The 21,296-nt window shown below is 39.1% G+C and carries 16 protein-coding genes; 15 read left to right on the top strand and 1 reads right to left on the bottom strand.

The features are described from left to right. From H0185_RS18510 to H0185_RS18450, 13 genes are all read left to right on the top strand, one after another. Entirely contained in the window at window positions 1-444 is a 444-nt protein-coding gene (locus tag H0185_RS18510) for a hypothetical protein (protein ID WP_221874975.1), read from the top strand. Next, the gene (locus H0185_RS18505) at window positions 441-1,142 is read left to right on the top strand and encodes a hypothetical protein (RefSeq protein ID WP_221874974.1); all 702 of its coding nucleotides are present in this window, start codon (window positions 441-443) and stop codon (window positions 1,140-1,142) included. Before H0185_RS18510 ends, H0185_RS18505 begins: the two co-directional genes overlap by 4 nt. Before the next feature lie 162 nt (window positions 1,143-1,304). Beyond that, entirely contained in the window at window positions 1,305-1,802 is a 498-nt protein-coding gene (locus H0185_RS18500; RefSeq protein ID WP_221874973.1) for a hypothetical protein, read from the top strand. A gap of 83 nt (window positions 1,803-1,885) precedes the next feature. Then, window positions 1,886-2,818: an EamA family transporter gene (locus H0185_RS18495; RefSeq protein WP_221874972.1), complete on the top strand. Its 933-nt coding sequence runs from the start codon at window positions 1,886-1,888 to the stop codon at window positions 2,816-2,818. A gap of 415 nt (window positions 2,819-3,233) precedes the next feature. Further along, window positions 3,234-5,852 (top strand): hypothetical protein, encoded by a 2,619-nt coding sequence (locus tag H0185_RS18490; protein ID WP_221874971.1) that lies wholly within the window; start codon window positions 3,234-3,236, stop codon window positions 5,850-5,852. Between the two features lie 309 nt (window positions 5,853-6,161). Beyond that, window positions 6,162-7,253, top strand: coding sequence for a mandelate racemase/muconate lactonizing enzyme family protein (locus H0185_RS18485; protein WP_221874970.1), 1,092 nt, complete (start codon window positions 6,162-6,164; stop codon window positions 7,251-7,253). Between the two features lie 15 nt (window positions 7,254-7,268). Then, a complete protein-coding gene (locus tag H0185_RS18480; RefSeq protein WP_221874969.1) occupies window positions 7,269-8,237 on the top strand; it encodes an ABC transporter permease in 969 nt (322 codons plus the stop codon). A 59-nt stretch (window positions 8,238-8,296) separates the two neighbouring features. After that, complete coding sequence (locus H0185_RS18475) at window positions 8,297-9,178, top strand: carbohydrate ABC transporter permease (RefSeq protein WP_221874968.1); 882 nt, start codon at window positions 8,297-8,299, stop codon at window positions 9,176-9,178. A gap of 87 nt (window positions 9,179-9,265) precedes the next feature. Beyond that, entirely contained in the window at window positions 9,266-10,801 is a 1,536-nt protein-coding gene (locus H0185_RS18470; protein WP_221874967.1) for an extracellular solute-binding protein, read from the top strand. A gap of 193 nt (window positions 10,802-10,994) precedes the next feature. Beyond that, entirely contained in the window at window positions 10,995-13,316 is a 2,322-nt protein-coding gene (locus H0185_RS18465; protein WP_221874966.1) for a helix-turn-helix domain-containing protein, read from the top strand. Between the two features lie 37 nt (window positions 13,317-13,353). Then, window positions 13,354-15,477 carry a hypothetical protein gene (locus tag H0185_RS18460; protein ID WP_221874965.1) on the top strand — a complete coding sequence of 708 codons (2,124 nt, stop codon included), beginning with the start codon at window positions 13,354-13,356 and terminating at the stop codon, window positions 15,475-15,477. Window positions 15,478-15,530: 53 nt separating this feature from the next. Next, window positions 15,531-16,145: a YesL family protein gene (locus H0185_RS18455; RefSeq protein ID WP_221874964.1), complete on the top strand. Its 615-nt coding sequence runs from the start codon at window positions 15,531-15,533 to the stop codon at window positions 16,143-16,145. Window positions 16,146-16,444: 299 nt separating this feature from the next. Continuing rightward, on the top strand, window positions 16,445-17,368 hold the full coding sequence (locus H0185_RS18450) for a DNA/RNA non-specific endonuclease (protein ID WP_221874963.1): 924 nt from the start codon (window positions 16,445-16,447) through the stop codon (window positions 17,366-17,368). Between the two features lie 239 nt (window positions 17,369-17,607). Here the strand turns inward: H0185_RS18450 and bla are convergent, their stop codons facing one another. Next, complete coding sequence (gene bla, locus H0185_RS18445; RefSeq protein ID WP_246629281.1) at window positions 17,608-18,543, bottom strand: class A beta-lactamase; 936 nt, start codon at window positions 18,541-18,543, stop codon at window positions 17,608-17,610. A 342-nt stretch (window positions 18,544-18,885) separates the two neighbouring features. Here bla and H0185_RS18440 point away from each other — a divergent pair, with 342 nt between their 5' ends. Both H0185_RS18440 and blaI read left to right on the top strand, forming a co-directional pair. Continuing rightward, window positions 18,886-20,649 carry a BlaR1 family beta-lactam sensor/signal transducer gene (locus tag H0185_RS18440; protein ID WP_221874962.1) on the top strand — a complete coding sequence of 588 codons (1,764 nt, stop codon included), beginning with the start codon at window positions 18,886-18,888 and terminating at the stop codon, window positions 20,647-20,649. Window positions 20,650-20,834: 185 nt separating this feature from the next. Continuing rightward, window positions 20,835-21,215, top strand: coding sequence for a penicillinase repressor BlaI (gene blaI, locus H0185_RS18435; protein WP_221874961.1), 381 nt, complete (start codon window positions 20,835-20,837; stop codon window positions 21,213-21,215). Window positions 21,216-21,296 lie beyond the last annotated feature (81 nt).

Here is a 21,296-nt window from a genome sequence, read left to right as displayed (position 1 = left end):
ATGCGAAAAATACTAGGCAGTACGTTGGCGTTTGTTTATTTAATCTTTCCAATGAGCTTGGTCCTGCTTATTCTCATTTTTACCCCATTGATGTTCTTTTCGGATGTCAGTGCCATTCGAACTTCTGGGTTTGCAGGGCCGAATACAACCCTTTCGATGATTGGGCTAAGTGGCTTTGTGATTGGCCTTTCATTACTGGTTCCACCTCTTCGGAGAATCTACGGTGTTTTTCCGTGGTTGTATGCTTTTGTGAAAATATTCTTTGTAGGCATGATTATTTTAAATATTGCCATCTCCATCCTGAATGTTGGTTATCAAACGGGAAGTGATACGAGGCATACGTTATTTTTTATCTTAATGGTTGTATTTGTTGTCCTTGGACGGCTAGGGATGAGTTTCTATTTTTATCGGAATCCTGTTCTTGAAGAAGGTGAGGAAGCATGAGGGAGAATCAAAAGGATTTGCGAAAACGGATCGAACGTGCGAAAGAAAAATCAAAGCATGCTGCACAAATGAATGCTTATGAGGAAAATCAGGCTGAAGATGAGTTGGGAAATGATGAAGTCCAGCAGGGAAATGGAGGACAGATTCTCGAACAATGGAAAGCGCAGGATGGAGTACCTAATGATAAGGGTCAAGTATTTCACGGGAAAAAATTAAAAGGGATGAAGCGGTTAGGGTATCTTGCGATCGCCATTGGTGTGATGGCGATGTTCTTTACGGATACGGCAACAGTGGATACATCTGAGTCGGCAAAAAATGCCCTTGAAAATCAGGTGTCAACATCCATTTCTGCCGGGGTCGTACTTCTTCAAGAGGATGAAAATCTTGGGGCGCAGGATTATACGATCACCCATTCCTCTGATGCCGATGAGACGAAAATTTGGGTATGGGATTATGCGGCAGAGGATGGCGACTATGTACAAGTTTTGATTGATGGTACGCCCATTTCGGAGTCCTTTATGATTCAGCATCAGCCAAAAGAGTTCATGGTACCTTCAACTGGATCCGTCCAAATCAAAGGCATTCGCGATGGTGGTGGGGGGATTACCTATGCAGTGCGATATGACATGAATGGAACCAGTTATTTTAATACCGCGCCTGAGGGAGAGTTTAATACATATGAGTTGGTGAAGGAGTAGGTTATTTAATAGGTGCCAGGCACCTTCCAGATAATTGGATGGTGCCAATTGGATGGTGCCTGGCACCCTTTTTCGTTCATTCCTGGTGAAGCATTGCCATATGTATAAGAATTTCTTTCCAATCCCAAACTAGAAAAAAATGATAAGGATGGAACATACCATATGGCACAAAATGTTATTCGAGTAATTTTTGTTGTTTTGCCCTTGCTTTCTGCTTTTTTTATTCCCAAAAAATCATTTGTAAAATATTTACCGGTTACTTTATTTTCAACGTTAACTGTACTTGCAGAAATCTTCTTTTTTATAGAGCATGGACTTATGAAAGTCGGTGGTGGCAAAAAAAGATTGACGAGTACAGCATTCCTTTTCACTTTTGGTCCCTACTTCTTTTCAAATCTTTGGGTTTTTCATTTAGCAAAGGGGAAAGCCTTTCGATATACGGTGATCAATCTCATTGCAGATTTCCTTTATGCGTTTCCTATTATTCATTTATTAAGAAAGGCGAATTTTCTTAAATTAAAAGTAAGTTCCATCCAGTTCTTCGCATTAATCACAGCGAATGCCGTTTTAAATTATATCTTCCAAAAGTTCTATGAAAGGGCACAGAGAAACGCTATCATCAACTCGGATAGAGATAGGTGCCAGGCACCTTCCAGATAATTGGAGGGTGCCTGGCACCCTTTTTCTTTATAAATATGTTAAAATCAGTTGGTTATGTTTTAAGCATCATGGAGGTCAGAAGTATGAATGTTAACAAAGGAATTATTTTTATCTTAATCGGTGCTGCCTGTTTTGGGTTTACGCCTGTATTTGCTAAATTGGGTTTTGGTTATGGTTATTCACTTGGACAAATCAATATTGTTCAAATGGTTATTTCTTTTATTCTATTATGGTCCATTACTCTTATAAAACGGGCTAGTTTTGATGGAGTTCATCTGAAAAATATTCCGCAGATTATGATGACCGGTTGTTTTATCGGATTAACGAGTATTTTTTATTATGGTTCAATGCAATATCTGCCGGCTTCCTTGGCAATTATTTTAATGTTTCAATTCGTGTGGATTGGGATTCTTTTAGAATGGGTATTTAATAAGGTAAAACCGGCACCCGTTACGGTTGTTTCAATTCTTCTTATTTTGATCGGCGTGTTTTTTGCTTCGAATATCTTAACTGGAACGTCTCAGGACTTGCCTTTGATTGGGTTTGTATTTGGTATTCTATCTGCGTTTACGTATGCCGGCTTTATTTTCTTCAGTGGAAAGGTCGCTGTCAATGTAGATCCAATGGTTCGAAGCTCGCTGATGGTGACTGGATCCCTAATTATGGTCCTACTTGTATTTTTCCGTGAAATCCCAACGATTTTACCGTTTCAAGCAAATTTGGTCACGACAGCGATTGGTGTTTCCCTATTTGGAGCTGTTCTTCCGCCATTATTTTTTGCAATGGGCGCCCCGTTGGTTTCAGGAGGAGTCGCCAATATTTTAACTTCTATCGAGTTACCAATTGCCATCCTATCTGCTAGCATGATTTTGTCAGAAACTGTGACCACACTTCAGTGGGTGGGAATCTTCATTATCCTAGCATCCATCACATTAAATGAACTAGGGCCAAAACTCTATCAAATTAGAATGAAAAAGCAGCCTTTTTCAGGCAGCAAGGACTCCCTAAACCTTTAAGGTTCTAGGGAGTTTTTTTTTGTGGTTAACAAGCTTGAATATCACGCATAAGTTGCCTGATTTCAAAATAAAGGGACAGTCCTTGTTTTAAGGTAGGAGGTATGAAGTTTTAAAAGGCTAAGTAATCATAATGAAGCAATTATTTTGTTGAAAAATGCCAAAATTTGCTCTTTCCCAGGAAATCTCATGACCCTTACATTATTAAAACGTCTCGCCATTAAGTAAGGTTTAAACAATGGTAGCAACTTATTGAATAAAAGAATCCTAAGATAATTAGAACCCCATCAACAAGACAACTTTTGCTTTGTTGCTATAAAACAAAAGCTGTCTATTGAATGAGGGTTGTTTTTCACTCAAAGTTATAAATAAGGAAGGCGATTACATTTTCCGTAAAAGTAACAAGGAGGAATTATCTTTGACAAAGAATATAGGAAAAAAAATTACACTTATTCGAATGAAAGATGATCATGTTGCCTTGCAAGCACAGGTTAACTGGGCGTTGGAGCAATTAAGAGAGAAATTAGAAGAGAAGTGGCTAAGTGTTGAAATCACTGATCATCATACGGACGAAAACGGAACAGGGCTTTCTATTATCGTAGGAGGACCTCACACTGCAGATTTGAATCTGCATCAAGAAAATCAACCAGTTCAAGCGGAATCCTTTGTCATTAGATCCAATACAGAAAAATCACTGGTGGTAGTAGGGGCTGATGTTCGAGGATTGGTGTATGCACTCCTTGAGGTATCTGATATCGTGAAGCATTCAGATGATCCAGTCGAAGCACTGTTGAACTTAGAACCAATAGAAGATTCACCATCCAATCCGGTTCGAAGTATCAAGCGATTGTTTGTAAATGAGAAAACCGATAAATTATGGTTTTATGATAAAGATTTTTGGGGTGAGTACTTAACAGAGTTAGCGAACCAACGTTTCAATCGTTTCAGTTTGGCTCTTGGGATGGGGTATGACCTTGGTCATGATCCAGATATTAAAGATTTTTATTTTTGCTTTGCCTACCCTTTCCTAGTGTCCGTACCAGGTTACCAAGTAAATGTTCAAGATTTGTCTACTGAAGAGAGAGACAAAAATTTACAGATGCTCCGCTTTATTGGGCAAGAAGCAAATCGAAGAGGGTTGGAATTCCAAGTTGGACTATGGACACATGCCTATGAGCCGGAGGAAAGCCCTGACCTTCGTTATAAAATTAAGGGACTACATGAGGAAAATCATGCAGACTACTGCCGTGATGCATTGAAAACACTCTTACAGTCTGTTCCTGAAATCGATGGAGTCACCATACGGGTTCATTACGAAAGTGGAATCCCAGAACCGGCCCATTTATTTTGGAAAGTCGTATTAGAAGGTGTCGCAACATGTGGGCGTACCATTAATCTTGATCTGCATCCTAAGGGGATTGATGATGAACTCCTTCAAGTTGCAGAGGAAAATGGTGTTCCATTTACCATTTCCCCAAAATTCTGGGCAGAACATATGGGACTGCCGTATCATCAAGCTGCCATCAGAGAGACAGAACTTCCAATCGAACCGACCCCAGAAGCAGGGAAAATGATTATTACGACAACTTCTAGACGGTTCACCCGATACGGCTATGCAGATTTCTTAAAAGAAGATCGGAACTATGATCTTTTCTTCCGCATCTGGCCAGGAACACAGCGAGTCCTTTTATGGGGCGATCCGGAGATGGCTTCAGGGTATGGTCGATCAGGCAGCTTTTTAGGTGCCAAAGGAGTAGAAATCATGGAGCCGCTTTCCTTTAAATCACGGAAAACGACTGAGACCCCGACAGGAAGAGACCCGTATGCAGACCCTACCTTGCGTCTAGGAACCGAAGACTGGAAGAAATATCAGTACAGTTATCGACTGTGGGGGCGATTATTATATAACCCGGATGCAAGTCCTGAGTCATGGCAACGATTTTTAAGAAGTGAATTTTCAGAAGCAGCGGAGTCATGCGAACAATCATTGAAGTATGCGAGTCGGATTTTGCCATTGTTAACGGTTGCCCATTCTCCATCTGTAGCCAACAATAATTACTGGCCTGAAATCTATAGCAATATCTTTATTATTGACCAAGAAAACAAACCAGAATATCACTGTGATGGTCGTGAACCTGCCATTTTTAATGCAGTAAGTCCATTGGATCCGGCTTTATTTTATCGAGTGGATGAATTTGCTGATGATATGGTTCAGAATCAGAAACAAGGCAAGATTTCTCCTGTTCAAACAGCTGCCCTTCTAGAAGATTTAGCTTTGGCAGCACAGCATCATTTGCAGGAAGCCAAAGGGAAAGTGGACAACCAGAAGGATCCAGCATTCCAGAGATGGCAAGTGGATATTGAAGCACAAATCGGTTTGGGACTTTTCTTCGCAAATAAATTTAGAGCTGGAACCGCTTATGAGTTTTTTGAAAGAGTCGGAGATGCAAGTTTGCTAGAACAAGCACTTAAATATTATCGCGTGGCTAAAAATGCATGGGAGCAAGTAATTCAAGCTACGAAAGATGCCTATAGCGAGAACATCACATTTGGATATGTTCCATTTATGCGCGGGCATTGGGCGGATCGATTACTAGGGATTGAAAAAGATATTCGTAATATGGAGAACCAAATCCATCTCGCAAAAAATAATGTATCAGTCAAAGAAATTGAAAAAGCGAAGAAGTGGCTACTCCCTCAACAGATGGAGTTGCCTGAATATCATCACACAGCTCCGGAGTCATTTGAAAAAGGCCAAAGTGTTCAAATCAGTTTGAGCCTACAAGATGTTCCTTCTGAATACCAGGTTTATTTAAATTATCGTCATGCCAACCAAGCAGAAAGTTATCAATCTATTAAAATGGTACGCGATGCTGAGCTATATTCGGCAGAGATTCCAGCTTCATATACAGATAGTCCGTATCCAGTGATTTACTTTTTTGAATTTGAGAACGAAGAAAAACAAAGAAGACTTTGTCCAGGTTTTGATGAGAATTTATGCAATCAGCCTTACTTCTCCATCCGGTTGGCAAAATAATGAACCGTTATAGACATGAGGGGAAATTCCCTCATGTCTATAAAACAATCATCCTTAGTAAAAAACAATGGGTGATTACCAAATTTGAGGGCAGACAACTAATGACATTCAACTGGGGATCTTCGCCACTCTAAAGCTATTCAAGCCTTTAAAAATACCATTCTTTTAAAGAGTAGCGTTTTTCATCCTTGGACAACTTTTTACTTTTTGGTGATTTTCAAAAGTTGACGGTTGAATGCCGGGTGGAAGCACGTGACAATAAGAAATAAGTAAGCGGTTACATTAGGGGTGAACGGAAAGGAGGCAAAAATGAGGATACAAAGTATCGAAACGTTTTCGACAAAAGAAATTTGCATCGTTAGGATACGGACTGATTCTGGTGAGGAAGGATATGGCCAAGTTGCTCCCTACCATGCGAACATTACGGCGAAAGTCCTCCATCAACAAATGGCTCCTCATGTTCTTGGGTTGCACCCATTAGACATCGATGGCATCGTGGACCTCTGTATTGAAGCCGAGCATAAATTTCCAGGTTCATATATTTGTAGAGCTGCTGGTGGGATTGATACAGCCTTATGGGATCTGAAAGGGAAACTGGAAGGAAAGAGTGTTTGTGAGCTTTTGGGAGGAAAGCATGAGCACATACGTGCCTATGGCTCTAGTATGAAAAGAGATATTTCTCCTCAAGATGAAGCAGACCGTTTAAGGAAATTAATGAAGACCAAAGGGTTTACAGCCTTTAAAATCCGTATTGCCAATAACTTTGGGAAAAACGTCGATGTTTGGCCAGGAAGAACGGAAGAGATTGTGCCGACAGTCCGTCGTGCCATTGGGGATGATACGGCATTGATGGTCGATGCAAATAGTGGCTATACACCTGATAAAGCGATACAGGTAGGCAAGATGCTTGAAAACTATCATGTTGCACACTTTGAAGAACCTTGTCCGTACCCTGAAATTGAGTGGACTGCTGAAGTCGCAAAAGCACTAACAATCCCTGTGGCCGGAGGAGAACAAGATCATTGCTTAGCTCAATGGAAACGGATGATTGGGATGAAGGCAGTCGATATTGTTCAGCCAGATATTTGTTATCTTGGTGGAGTATCCAGGACACTGCGGGTTGCAAAAATGGCGGCAGAAGCTGGAATCCCTTGCACGCCACATGCAGCCAACTTGTCGATGGTAACAGTTTTTACCTTACATCTATTAGGTGCCATTGAAAATGCGGGACCCTATCTTGAGTTTAGTATCGAAGACAACCCATGGGTAAAAGACTTATATTATCCAGCATTAGAAGTAAGAGATGGAATGGTCGAGATTCCAAAAGGAAATGGCTGGGGCGTTGAGATCAATCAAGATTGGTTAAGAAAAGCAGATTATCATATTACCCAAATCCATTAAAAAAGGGGTGGTTAAATGAAAAATACGGTACTCGATACAAATACTGAAATCACAATCAGAAGCAAAAAACCAACGAAGTTGCATTCCCTTTGGAAACAAATTGTGAAACATCGATATTTTTATCTACTCATGTTGCCTGGTATTTTGTTCTTCCTGATTTTTAAGTATGCTCCCATGTGGGGCCTGATCATTGCATTTAAAGACTATAGTCCTTTTTTAGGGATCATGGGAAGCCCGTGGGTTGGATTTAAACATTTTATTGATCTATTTACTTATGATTATTTTTATACCTTGTTACGCAATACCCTTGTTATTAATTTTTTGAGTTTGATTCTTTATTTTCCTGTACCGATTATTCTGGCACTCTTGCTTAATGAAGTCCGTCATGAAGTGTTTAAACGGGTTAATCAATCGATCATTTACCTGCCGCATTTCTTATCATGGGTGGTCGTTGCAGGTTTAACGTTCTTCATGTTATCGACAGACGTTGGGGCTATCAATAAACTATTGAATGCTTGGTTTGGAAATACGTTTCCTTTCTTATCAAATGAAAATTTATTTTGGGTGATCGTTACCTTTCAAAGCATTTGGAAGGATGCCGGATGGGGCACAATTATCTTTTTAGCCGCCATTGCAGGAGTCAACCCGAGTTTGTATGAAGCAGCCGTAATGGATGGAGCCAATCGTTGGAGACAAATTTGGCACATCACATTGCCTGCGATTCGACATGTCATTATCATTCTGTTAATCCTTCGTTTAGGGAGCATGATGGATGTTGGATTTGAGCAAATTATTTTAATGCTGAATCCGTTGGTCATGGAAGTGGGCGATGTCTTTGATACATATGCCTATACACAAGGGATCCTTAGAGGAGACACAAGTATCGGGGTAGCAGTAGGGATGTTCAAAGGGATTATTGGTCTCATCATGATTTTAGGGGCAAATTGGCTGACCAAGAAATTTGGCAATGAAGGCCTTATGTAAGTAGAATCATAGCCTAATCTTGTAGAAGAAATGTACGCTGAAAAATAGGAGGTTGCCTGATGAGCTCTGTGACAAAAAAACGGCTCACCTTTGGGGACTATATCATCTATTCCACCATCGCTTTGATCTCGATGATTTGTTTAGTCCCTTTTCTTTATGTCGTAAGTGTATCGCTTACTGACCCAGAAGTTTATGTGCCTTTTCAATTTAATTTGATTCCTGAAAAGTTTTCACTCTCATCTTATGCGTATCTTTTGTCAACAAATAGCTTTTTAATGGCACTGAAAAATACCATTTATATCACAGTTGTTGGTACCATTTTGAATCTGGTTGTTACGTTTACAATGGCCTATGGATTGACAAGAAAAACATTGCCTGGCCGAAAAATCATTTTCTATGCAGTTATCTTTACGCTTGTCTTTAATCCGGGAATTGTTCCCAACTTTTTACTAGTCCAAAATCTTGGATTAATCAATTCACATTGGTCGTTAATTTTAGTTAGTTTGACCAATGCCTGGAGTTTAATCGTCGTAAAAAGCTTCATGGATTCTCTTCCGCCTGAACTGGAGGAAGCAGCTAGAATCGATGGGTGTAATGATATAGGGGTGTTCTTTCGGATTATTATTCCCCTTTCAATGCCAGCGATTGCGACGTTTACCTTATTCTTTGCTGTAGCTCATTGGAATACGTATTTTAATGCCTTAATTTATCTTACGGATTCTTCTAAGTGGACGCTTCAAATGCTAATCAAGACGCTTGTCATTGATTCTGGCTCAGATGCAGTTGGACAAGCCGGTGCCACACCAGAACAAGCAACCCTGCCGCAAGAAACCATCCGGATGGCCTCGATTGTCTTATCGATGCTTCCAATTCTAGTAGTCTATCCTTTCTTGCAGAAATACTTTGCTAAGGGAGTTATGCTAGGATCTGTAAAAGAATAGTTTAGGTTTTATCACCTGAAAGGGGTGATGGAATAGCACTCTGTATCATTCGCTAATCAACCAAAAAAAGATCAAGGGGGTAAAGGTGTGAAAGTATCGAATAAAAAGTGGCTATCATTGTTTATGGTTTTCGTACTTATCATAACGGGAGCATTAGTTGGGTGCAGCAATAACTCAGAAACAAGCTCGGAATCAGACGAAGATGTGGCAGATCCTTCAAAACCACTCGAAATAAAAATGATTTTACCTCTCTTTGAAGAAATTCCAGATATGAATAATGCATTCTGGACAGAGTTCCAAGAAAGAACAAACACGAAATTGGATATTGAATGGGTACCATCCGGTGATTTTGATACAAAATTCGATTTGGTTTTATCATCTGGAGCCTTGCCTGATGTAATCTGGGCACCCGATATTAACAGTCCGAATTTAATGAAAGCCATTAAGAATGGCGCATTTTGGGAAGTTGGCCAATTCTTAGGTGACTTTAGTGATTATCCAAACTTAAAAGAACATTCTAGTCCCAATGGCTGGAGATTTTCAAAAGTTGATGACAAGATCTATGGAATTCCGAGAAACCGTCCAAGTATTGACCAAGGTGTGAAGATCCGTAAAGACTGGTTAGATAACTTAGGGCTTCCTGTTCCAACGACATTAGAGGAGTATGCGGATGTTTTAGAAGCCATGGTCAAACAAGATCCAGATGGAAATGGAAAAGATGACACCATCGGTCATGTCCATTCCTATGGTGGAGACGGAATTCACACGACATTTGCTGCAGGTTTTGGAGCGTTGGATCCTGCATATGATGAAGATGGTGGGATGATCCATTATAATCTTCATCCTGGATATGTAGAAACAGTCAAGTATTTTAGGGATCTGTACTCTCGCGGAATTTTGCCAAAAGAATTTGCTACCATGAGCACTACTCAGACTCAAGAAATGTTTGAATCTGGAAGAGCAGCCTCTTATACCAGAAATATTTGGAGAGCATGGATGTTCCAAGAGTCTATTAAAAAATCACAACCGGATGCAGAAGTAATTGTCCTTGATCTAAAGGGGCCTAAGGGACCAGCAGTCCAATTGGAGCCTGGTGTATATGGAAACTTGATGCTTTCATCTAAGCTATCAGAACAAAAAGTGAAGCGAATCTTGGATTATTTTGAGCAAACGAATACGCCTGAGTTTTTCGATTTTATCTTCTATGGTCAAGAAGGTGTTCACTATACGCTTGATGAAGAAGGAAATAAAGTAACAACGGAAGTAGGCAAGACTGAAATAGGCACATCTGTTCAGCAGCCTTTGCCTCTAGCCTATACTACGTGGATGAAAAGCGTGGATAAGAATGCACCAAAAGAATACAATGACCGAATTTTAGAGGAAACGGCTCACTTTGAAGAAATAGGGAAAGTGAATCCTTACGCTTATGTAAAATCCGACACTTGGACAGATTTATGGCCACGATACCAAAATGAATGGGTAAGCAATGCAGTTAAAACCATTGTTGGGGATATGTCAGTAGAAGAATTTGAGGAATATATTGATGGTTTAAGAAATAAAAAGGAATTCAAACAAGCGTTTAAGGAATTCGACGAATCTTACAAAGCAATCTGGAATGAATAGAAGGTACAGGAAATACACCTAAAGTGTGAAAACATTAGGAATCCAATACCACAGTCCTTCTGACTGTGGTATTGTCCTTTGTCCAGAGTCTTACTATTGTTAATTTTTAATAAATTCAGTTAATTTGGAGGGGTTTCTTATAAAAATGTCGAATTTTACCATAAGGAATGGAAAACATGTAAAGTGGTGAGATATGGTGAAAAAAAGATTGAACAACATCTTAAAATATTTTAGTAGGGAAGAAAGAAACCCAAAACGATACTTTTACCGGTTAATTTGGATTGGCTGTATGTCTGCATTTATTTCGGTCATCTTAATTGGCGGACTCTACTATTATTTCGCCACTACATCTTTAACAGACCAAATGAAAAGTGATTCCGAAGCTTCGTTAGTTTTGTTTAAGGAACGAGTTGAGAGGATTCTTGAATCGATTGAATTAGAATCCCATCAACTAGCTTCCAATCCAGTTATTCGGGATTCTTTTACCGCCCCACAGTTTAGCGAAAATATATCTGCACATCTTGAGCTGCTCCAACAATTAAAACTCTCAAAGTTAAACAATAATATGATTGAAGAAGTCTATTATTATAACACTGAGGATAACTTCGTTTTATCGAATGAATATGGCTATATTTCAAATGATGCCTTTAAATATCAAAATGACATTGAAAAAATTATTGAGGAAAACCAGAATGCCACATGGATGAATTTACCAATTGCAAGCGAAAAGGGGTATATCTCTTTTGCTCGAAAACTGCCAATCCTTGATTCAGGGAAACCAAAAGGATTACTTGTGATATTAGTGAAAGAAAAGGTGCTTTTTGATCATTTTCCTAATGATGATCATCAGACCTCTTTTATTCTGGACCATCAAAACAATGGGTTATTTTTAGAGGATCAAACATTTTCTTCTATTATGGACAAACATGAAATCGCTCTCAACCGAATTATTGATGAACATACAAATGCTGGTGTCTTTTATGAAAAGGATAAAAACCAAGAAAAAACTTTATACCTTTATAACGGAAAGTCCACACTAGGGCGTGTCTATATTTCATTGGTGCCCGAATCAGTTATCATCAAAGAATTAAGTTTGTTTCGATGGATGATTGTTTCAGCTGCCTTTGTCATTTTATGTATTGGGGTTCTTTTTACCATCATAAATGCAAAGCGTGCTTATCATCCGATTAAACAATTATTGGATTTCAGTCAATCTCTAGGCGGAACGGACATTTCTACAAACCCCAAAAGTGAGATTACGATGATCCAGAATTCGATCCAGAACCTTAGTAACGAAAAACAGAAGCTGAGGAAATACAAAGAAGAAATTGAACCGACTTTAAGAGAATGGTTTCTTCAACAGATTTTGGAAGGGAAATACGTTAAGGATCATTTTCTCTATAAAAAGTGTAACGAATATAACATTCCTATCCAACGTCCATATGTGGTCATGGCCATTACTGGTGTTGATTTCATGCCAGAAGATCATGTGGAAGATGATGGTAAACAGGTTAGTTTGATCGCAATCAAAAATATCCTAAATGAGTTATTTCAAGACGACCCTTCCTTGGAAGCAGCTGATATCAACAAAATTCAAGATCATCTTGCGGTCATATTACGTTATAAGGAAGACTTGCCTATTGAGGAAATGAAAGAGAAACTCTATGATACATCCCTTATCATCACTGATTCCCTTTATAAACGTTTATTCACCAATGTTAGTATTGGAATCGGAAGGATTTATCCAGAAATCAAGGATATCTATCAATCTTTTGAGGAGTCCTTACTTGCTCTCCAATATCGAATTTATAAGGACGCAGATCCTGTGCTGTTTATTGAAGAGCTTGAGGAATCAAAGAAAAAAGGAATGTTTTTTTATCCTAGAGACCATGATGCGAGAATCATAGAATCGTTAAAAGTAGGAGATTTAGCTCAAGCACAACTGGCACTCCAGGAGTTTTCTAAATCGATCTCTTTATTTAAATCATACAACAGCACGTATCAATGCTTTTATCTTTTGCTTGCTTCGATAATTTTTTCCCTTGAGAAACAAGGCCAAAGCATAAGGGATATCTTTGAGGAAGATATCTTCAGTCAATTAAAGTCTCTTAAAACTCTCGACGAAATTAATGCATGGTTTATACAGTACTTATTCCCATTATACGAATCCTTAATCGAAGAAACCGAAACTTCGTCTGGAACATTGGCCGTTAAACAGGTATGTCAATTTATCAATAAAAATATTGCCAAAGATATTACGCTTACACAATGTGCGGAAATGGTAAATTTAACTCCTTCCTATTTGAGTCGCCTTTTTAAAAAAGAAGTGGGGATGAATTTTAAAGATTATGTCTTAATGAGAAAAGTGGAAAAAGCCAAAAGCTTATGCTTGCAGACAGATGCCCGTGCAAGTGAAATTGCTGAGGCTGTTGGGTATTCAGAGAGAAACCTTACCCGATTATTTCTGAAATATGAAGACATGACGATTAGCCAATATAGAGACAGTCATCGATAAAATCGAGTGCATCGTGTGTGTAAGAGGGGGAATAAACTTGAAGCTTGTGTATGATCATAGTGATCTTATGGTCCGGTATGGGGCGGACAGCCTTAAACAAAGTCTCGAAAAAAAGAATATCTTTTATGTGGAACAGTATGAAAAGCACCGAGTTTGTTTAAATCCCTCTCAAGGGATTCTTGTGCGGAAGGTAGATGAAATGAGTGATTTAGGGAATGATGGTTTTTCCATTAAACGAATCGGAGCACTCATCATCATAGAAGGAGTCCATTCGCGCGGAATGATGTACGGATGTTTCGAGTGGGCAGAAAGGATTTTACTAGGAAAGGATTTAAAGGATGGGGAAGAAATTCAGCAAAAACCAGCATTACCTCTTAGAGGGATTAAGTTTAATTTACCTTATGCTGCTTTTGATGAAGGGGACCCTTTCCTTAAAAATGAAAAAACCTGTATGGATATGAATTTTTGGAGACCCTATCTCGACATGCTGGCAAAAAACCGTTATAACTGTTTGAGTTTATGGTCGGAACATCCATTCCATCTGATGGTTGTCTCACAAAAATATCGAGATGCGAATCCATTTCGTGATGAACAAATCCAAAAGAATATTCAGTTCTTTAAAGAGTTGCTTCAGTATGCTGCCAATAGAGGAATCGATGTCTATTTGTTTACTTGGAATATTCGACTGTTGCCTGAAGTCGCTAGAGGGTTAGGATTACCTGAAACGGTTGGAGACTTTGGAAACATGTATGATCACTTGATTCATCGCGTAGGAACTTCACTGAACCGTTTTCGCGGACAATCAGAAATAATCAAAGATTACTTTCGGGAGATGATTTTACAAGTATTACTCACTTATCCGGAGCTAAAGGGGATCGGAACCTCAGCTAGTGAATGGATGGACGGTACAGGCTATGAAAGGGAACAATGGATTTCTGATACCTATATAAAGGCAATTAAAGAATCGGGCCGTAAAATTTCTTTTATCCATCGGACTAATATGCAAAATGCAGGGAAAGAAATCAAGGATATGATTCAACATCAATTTGATCCTGAGGATTTCTTTATTAGTTGGAAATATTCCAATGCCCATTGCTATTCTCATCCTAATCCACGTTTTGAAGAGAAATGGAATGCATGGGAAGGCATAGACCTTGAAACTACCCAAGTTTTGTATACGGTCAGAAATGATGATGTCTTCACACTCCGGTGGGGAGATCCTGATTATATTCGTTCCTATGTTAAAGGAATGATAAAACCACATGTGAAAGGGTTTTATTGGGGAGCAGATGGTTATCTTTGGGGAAAAGATTTTCAGCATATCGATCATGGTCATAAAACATGGGAGTATGATTTTGAAAAACACCTGTTTCAGTTCCAGCTCTGGGGACGGCTCTCTTACAATCCTGAAACCGATGATCGTGTTTGGGAACTTTTATTAAGTGATGTTTATGGACAAGATCATTCTGGACTATTTTTAGAAGGATTGCAGGATGCTTCTAAAATCATCCCAGCCGTCAATCGGCTTTTCTGGTTGGATTATGACTTTCAATGGCATCCTGAAAGCTGTCTTTCCCAAGTTTCTGGGTTTAAAACGATACTTGACTTTGTTGATGGAAAGGCGATGCCAGGAGTTGGCGTGATGAGTATTGCCGAGTTTGCTGCAGCAGAGGATGATGGTACGCTAAAAGATTGTATGGATCAGTTTCAAGAGACTCCAATTGATATTCTCAATCTTTTAACTCAATCTACTGATCGAGTGCAAGTGGTGTGTGCAAAGCTAAGTAGCTCGTTGGGCGAATTTAATGCTAGTCATATTCAGTGTACCCTTCTTGATTTGCAAAGCTGGGTAGAATTGGGCCGTTATTATCTTTGTAAATTTCAGGCCGCCCTTGAATTAAAGCGGTACAGTTTGAATGGGAATCTGCAACATAAAACTCTCGCAATCTCATTATTGAAACAGGCATCCACTCACTGGGAACGTCTAGGATATTACTGGAGTCTTCACAATAAACCGTATTTTATGGCAAGAGTGAAGATGACTTTTGGGTATCCCTATTATTTAGAGAATACGAAGAAGGATATAGAGTTGGCAAAACAATTTGAAGGGAATAACAGTCAAAAGGTAGGAATGGAACATCGATATCACTTAAGGGATTAGAGTAAGGTGTTTTTTTACAATAAATGAACTGTCTCATCAAGGAGGAATATCGAATGAACGGATTGATGAAGGGCTTTTATGGTTTTACTGAGTGGGTTACGCGATTAGCTTATGTAAATTTTTTATGGGTATTTTTTACACTGACCGGTCTAGTTTTATTTGGTTTCTTTCCTGCAACAGTTGCCATGTTTGCTGTTGTCCGCAAATGGGTGAGGAAGGAGACGGACGTTCCTGTTTTTACATTGTTTTGGAAAACCTATAAAGCGGACTTTCTAAAAAGTAATCTATTAGGTTTAATCATTTCATTTGCAGGTTTTGTGTTGTATTTTAATTTCACGGTTATTGAGGCAGCAGTCGTCCCAGCATTTAAATGGCTCTATATTCCATACGTTATGATTACCGTGATCTATATCCTTACCCTTTTATATATCTTTCCGGTATTCGTCCACTTTAATATGAAAATTAAGGAAGTTGTTAAAAATGCCTTCATTTTAATGGCAGTAAGTCCGCTAGTGACATGTAGTATGGTGGTTTTAACAGGGGCCCTATGCTTTCTTTTCCTCCAATTCCCGGGCGTTATCCCATTCTTTAGCGGAAGTTTAATTGCCATCTTGCTTATGTTTTTAAGTAACAATTTATTGCAAAAGATTAGTGTGGCGGAAGGTTAGAAGGGTGACCTAGAAGGGTGCCAGGCACCTTCCAGATATTTGGATGGTGCCTGGCACCTATAAAAATGCACCTATAAAAATATGGAAACGCTCTAGTCTAAAACAATCGGCTAGAGCTTTTCTATTTTCTTCCTTGTTTTACTACAAAAATAGTAACGAGCATAGCATAAGGAACAAAGTATCTACTGTAATTAAGAGAATCTTGTAATATACTATTATCATTAGGTTAATAGTGTTAACCTATATTCAGTTCTAAGATTATTAGAACAGTTAGAAACGATAATAGGAGTGTCCATAAAATGAAAAAGAACATGAACTATTTAATCTTACTTTTAACGATCTTCCTTACGGTTGGTTGTGCCAACGTAGAAGAAACTGCGAATACAGATGTAGAAACAGATTCACAAGAAGTAACTACTGTTGAAAGTATGAATAATGAAGAAGATACTGTCACCAAGGTTGATGAACCAGTAGTAGAGGAAACAGCAACCCAAGCAAATAATGACTTGTTCTCAGGATACAAACGGATTGAAGTGGATGGTGGTGACTTGTCTGGGTATCGTGAAGCTAACGTCGTCGTGGACATTGGCTTTGGAGATCGCGAATATTGGGCGTTCACAAATGAACACGGGCAACTAGTACGTGTCGTTGCTGACGAAATCATTTTACAAGATGACAAGAATGAACCTGTAACATCGTCCGGAAGATACTATTCTGATGAGGCGAAGGTTCCTGGTGTCGAAAGTCCTGTTTTAGATGAAGGACATATCATTGCTGATTCTCTCGGAGGGGTATCAAATGCGTATAATATTACGCCTCAAGAAAGTACGCTCAACCGACATGGGGATCAAGCATATATGGAAGATGTGATCCGCAAAGCAGGTGGAGCTACCAATTTTGAAGCCATTATTACCTATCCGAATACGGACACGCAGATTCCTTCAAGGTATCAGTATACCTACAAGGTAAAGGGGAACGTGATCGTTGATACTTTTGACAATGTGAACCCTGATGAAGTAAACGCATCGCTCGGGTTAACAGAAAGTAAGCCTTCTAATTCAACTAGTTCAAACGATGATATTTCTAGTGTTGATACAAACGGGAATGGACAGGTAACGATTAAAGAAGCAAAAGAAGCAGGTTATAAAATGCCAATTACGAGTGATCATTGGTTATACCCTTATATGGACGATCGTGATGGGGACGGTATGGTAGGGGAATAAGCTTTTTGGGCAAACTAAATGAACGTAAGAGCATTTTCCTCATTGGACGGATTTTTGAGTAGGTGCCTTACTAGAACAACAGAAGTTAATCGGCGTATCTTCTATAAAACTTGTACGGTGAAAAACCCAGCTATTCTTTAATAATAGCTGGGTTTTTATAGTTGGTTGAGTATAATAACCTAATTAAAAAGAAAGAAAGGCTATCCAAACTAACAGTTTGATCTTTCCATCTCAGTCTATTATTTTAGCGAGTTTATGACGATTTCTGCAGCCTTTGCAATCAAAGCATCGTCATAAGTTGCGTCCTCTGTAGTGCGGTCAGAGAGGATGGCGATGAAAATGGGCTCACGGTTAGGTGGCCAAACGACGGCAATGTCATTTCGTGTTCCATAACTTGCTGCCCCACTTTTATCCCCAACGATCCACCCTTCAGGTACGCCAGCACGGATCAGTGAATCTCCAGTGGTATTCCCAACTAGCCAGTTGGTCATGAGTTCGCGCTTTTCAGAAGAAAGCAAGTCACTAGCCACGAATGCTTGTAGACTTTTTGCAAGTGCTTTCGGTGTACTAGTGTCACGAGTGTCTCCCGGAACCGTTAAGTTCAATTCAGGTTCAAGACGATCAGACTCTGTAACCTTATCACCCAGCTCTCTTAATATTTTTTCAAATCCTGCAGGGCCCCCCAGTTCATTGAATAGTAAGTTTCCTGCTGTATTGTCGCTGTACATGATAGCGGCCTCGGCAATCCCTTTCAATGACATCCCAGTATCAACGTATTTCTCTGTGACCGGCGAATAGGTGACTAAGTCATCTTTCGAATAAGTGATGATTTCGTCAAGATCATTCAGAGATTTCTGCTGGAGCATTGCCCCTGCAGCTAGCGCTTTGTAAGTGGAAGCGAAAGCGAATCGCTCATCTGCTCGATACGCAATACTTTTTTCAGTTTCAGTATCGATTGCATAAACTCCGAGTCGGGCATCAAACTCGTTCTCAAGCTGAGTAAATGCCTCTTCTATAGAAGTTTCTTCTTCCTTATCGGTTTCAGGTTTGGACGGGGATGCAGGAGAAGTGGCTGCATTCGTACAACCGGCCAGCATGATTAAAAGGAACAATGCTAGAAGGGAAGTTCCTTTCAATTTATGTAGTTTGAACCTAGTATTCATTAATTTCTTCAAAATGATAACCTCTTTTCTATTAAATCATCTAACTGAATAGGTCCTACTGCCTCGGAATTTTAATAGACCACCACCTTTTAAGATTATAGATTACACGTGTAATACAATACTACATTTGTAATCCAAACGGGTCAACCCTTTTTAAAAAAGAAATAAAATAGCAAAGAATCATAGTTTCAGTTGGGAAAGGGTAGTTTGATAAACAAAAACTAGCGTGATATGATTTGAATATTACATTTGTAATTTTAGGGGAGAGGGCTTTATTTATGAAAAAGTATCGTTTAAATTCTAGATTCTACTTTCCCGAGGCGGTAAAAGGGAATAAAGTTGAAAGGTAGAGACATGGTTACATATATTATCATTTGTTTTATGGTGTCTTCATTAACCGTTATCGGAATTATCCTGGCCAAGAGAATCTTCCATAAACAATTAACGGCAAAAGGGCAATATCATTTATGGTTCTTATTGTTGATCGCATTAATCCTGCCGTTTATTCCCGTTCAATTCTTTTCGTTTGAAGATTCCTATATTGCTTGGGATTTCAACCAAGGGAACGAATCAGGTTCTTCGTTTAGGATTACAGAGGAAGTTCAAAACTCGAATTGGATGCAGGATTATTCGATATCGGTTGATCGTTCTAATTTAGAATATGTGAATATCGTGACAGCCTGCATATGGATCGCAGGGATGTTCGGATGGACGGTTCTTGCGATAAAGGCAGGGCTTGAAGTAAAGAAGATTAAAAGAACAACAAAGCCGGTAGAAAATACAGAGATACAGGTTATGTTTGAACAGTGCAAAGAGCAATTGAATCTATCGAAACCGATTGTTTTGGGGGAATCACGGCTTGTTAACTCTCCGATGACCTTTGGCCTTTTTAAAAGTTATGTCGTGTTGCCAGTTCATTTTGATGAATGGCTATCGATGGATGAAATCCACTATATTTTCTTGCATGAACTTCATCACTATAAATCGAAAGATATAGCTGTGAATTACCTGATGGTCATTTTTCAAATCATTTACTGGTTTAATCCACTTGTTTGGATTGCTTTTCGGAAAATGCGGCTTGATCGTGAAATTGCTTGTGATCATGCGGTGTTAAGTTCCTTAGATGAGAATTGTCATAAGGAATATGGAATGACGATGATCCATTTTATCGATCAAATGTCACGACAAAAAAACGTTCCTTTAGCCAATCAATTTAATGGCTCCAAAAAGCAACTCAAAAGTCGCATAAAACGTATTGCTTCTTACACAAAAGAAACAAAACGACTGAAGCTGAAAAGTACAGTGATTTTTACCCTTTTAGGAGTATTGGTTGCTAGTCAGGTTCCACTCATTTCAGCCATGGCCAATGATCAACATCATTATGATTTTAAAGGTGAGAATGCTCTTTATTTGGATTTAAATGAGCATTTTACTGGATATGATGGAAGCTTTGTCTTATATGATCTCCAAGCTGATCAATACCAAATCTATAATAAAAATAAAAGCACGTTGAGAGTGTCCCCGAATTCTACATACAAGATTTATAGTGCATTGTTTGGACTAGAGTCGAATCTTATATCTAGGGAAAATTCCACGATAAAATGGGATGGAACACTGTATCCTTTCGATTCTTGGAATTCGGAACAAAATGTAAGGACAGCGATGAAAAATTCAGTGACATGGTATTTTCAGGAATTAGATAAAAGAAACCAGGCTGGGGATATCCATTCTTTTCTGAGGGAAATCAATTATGGGAATTCCGATCTGTCTGGGGGAATCAGTCAATTTTGGCTAGAATCATCTTTAAAGATTTCTCCAATCGAACAGGTACAATTGTTAACCGATTTGTATACCAATGAGTTAGGATTTAAAGAGAAAAACATCCAAACCGTTAAAGAGGCCATCCTACTCGAGGAAAAAAGTGATGGGATTTTATCTGGAAAAACGGGGACAGGCACCGTCAATGGCAATGAAATAAACGGTTGGTTCATTGGATATGTTGAGATGGATGAAAATACGTTTTTCTTTGCAACCAATATACAGAATAAAGAAAATGCCTCCGGAAGAATGGCGGCGGAAATAACCTTATCTATTTTAGAGGAAAAGGGGATCTATTAAGGAAGTTTGCTAACAGGCTATGGGATCCAAATCTAGTTGGATGCCCCTTTTTTTCACTGCAAAGTACCCTCTTACTACTGAGAAAATAGCGTGTAAACTTCCTATAACGTACAAAATAGCATCGACTTTACGATTTTAACAATCATCTTTACGAAAACAGCTTTATCAAAAGGAGGTGCAACTGTGTGTCTAAGAAAATTCCCAATATCTCGGAATCTGAATGGGAAATTATGACGGTCCTTTGGGGGAAATCCCCAATTACGGCCAATGATGTGATTTCCACCCTGCAGGAGCGGACGGATTGGAAACCCAAAACCGTCCGGACTCTCTTGGATCGTCTTGTCAAAAAAAATGTAGTGGGTGTGAATAAAGAACAGCGGGTTTATACCTTTTTTCCACTCTATTCGCAGGATGAATGTCAGCATGCGGAGGCAGAATCTTTCGTTAAACGAATTTATGGAGGGACCCTGAAATCGATGTTGGTCCAGTTTATCCAGGAAGACTCCTTATCTGCAGAGGATATCCAGGAATTACGGTCGATTTTGGATCCAAAGGAGAAAAAATAAAAGGTGCCAAATGAAAGGTGCCAGGCATCTTCCAGATAATGAAAGGTGCCCACTAGCCTTGCATGGGTTTAAAAATTTCCC

Origin of the sequence: Mesobacillus maritimus (genome assembly GCF_019749255.1) — a bacterium.
Classification (GTDB): Bacteria; Bacillota; Bacilli; order Bacillales; family Cytobacillaceae; genus Mesobacillus_B; species Mesobacillus_B maritimus_A.
This window is presented reverse-complemented; position numbering and strand designations above follow the sequence as displayed.

Coding starts and splice junctions, on each gene's coding strand:
- H0185_RS18450 (WP_221874963.1), top strand. CDS start 16,445: ATGAAAAAGAACATGAACTATTTAATCTTACTTTTAACGATCTTCCTT.
- H0185_RS18505 (WP_221874974.1), top strand. CDS start 441: ATGAGGGAGAATCAAAAGGATTTGCGAAAACGGATCGAACGTGCGAAA.
- H0185_RS18440 (WP_221874962.1), top strand. CDS start 18,886: ATGGTTACATATATTATCATTTGTTTTATGGTGTCTTCATTAACCGTT.
- H0185_RS18510 (WP_221874975.1), top strand. CDS start 1: ATGCGAAAAATACTAGGCAGTACGTTGGCGTTTGTTTATTTAATCTTT.
- H0185_RS18455 (WP_221874964.1), top strand. CDS start 15,531: ATGAACGGATTGATGAAGGGCTTTTATGGTTTTACTGAGTGGGTTACG.
- H0185_RS18475 (WP_221874968.1), top strand. CDS start 8,297: ATGAGCTCTGTGACAAAAAAACGGCTCACCTTTGGGGACTATATCATC.
- H0185_RS18500 (WP_221874973.1), top strand. CDS start 1,305: ATGGCACAAAATGTTATTCGAGTAATTTTTGTTGTTTTGCCCTTGCTT.
- H0185_RS18480 (WP_221874969.1), top strand. CDS start 7,269: ATGAAAAATACGGTACTCGATACAAATACTGAAATCACAATCAGAAGC.
- H0185_RS18465 (WP_221874966.1), top strand. CDS start 10,995: ATGGTGAAAAAAAGATTGAACAACATCTTAAAATATTTTAGTAGGGAA.
- H0185_RS18495 (WP_221874972.1), top strand. CDS start 1,886: ATGAATGTTAACAAAGGAATTATTTTTATCTTAATCGGTGCTGCCTGT.
- H0185_RS18485 (WP_221874970.1), top strand. CDS start 6,162: ATGAGGATACAAAGTATCGAAACGTTTTCGACAAAAGAAATTTGCATC.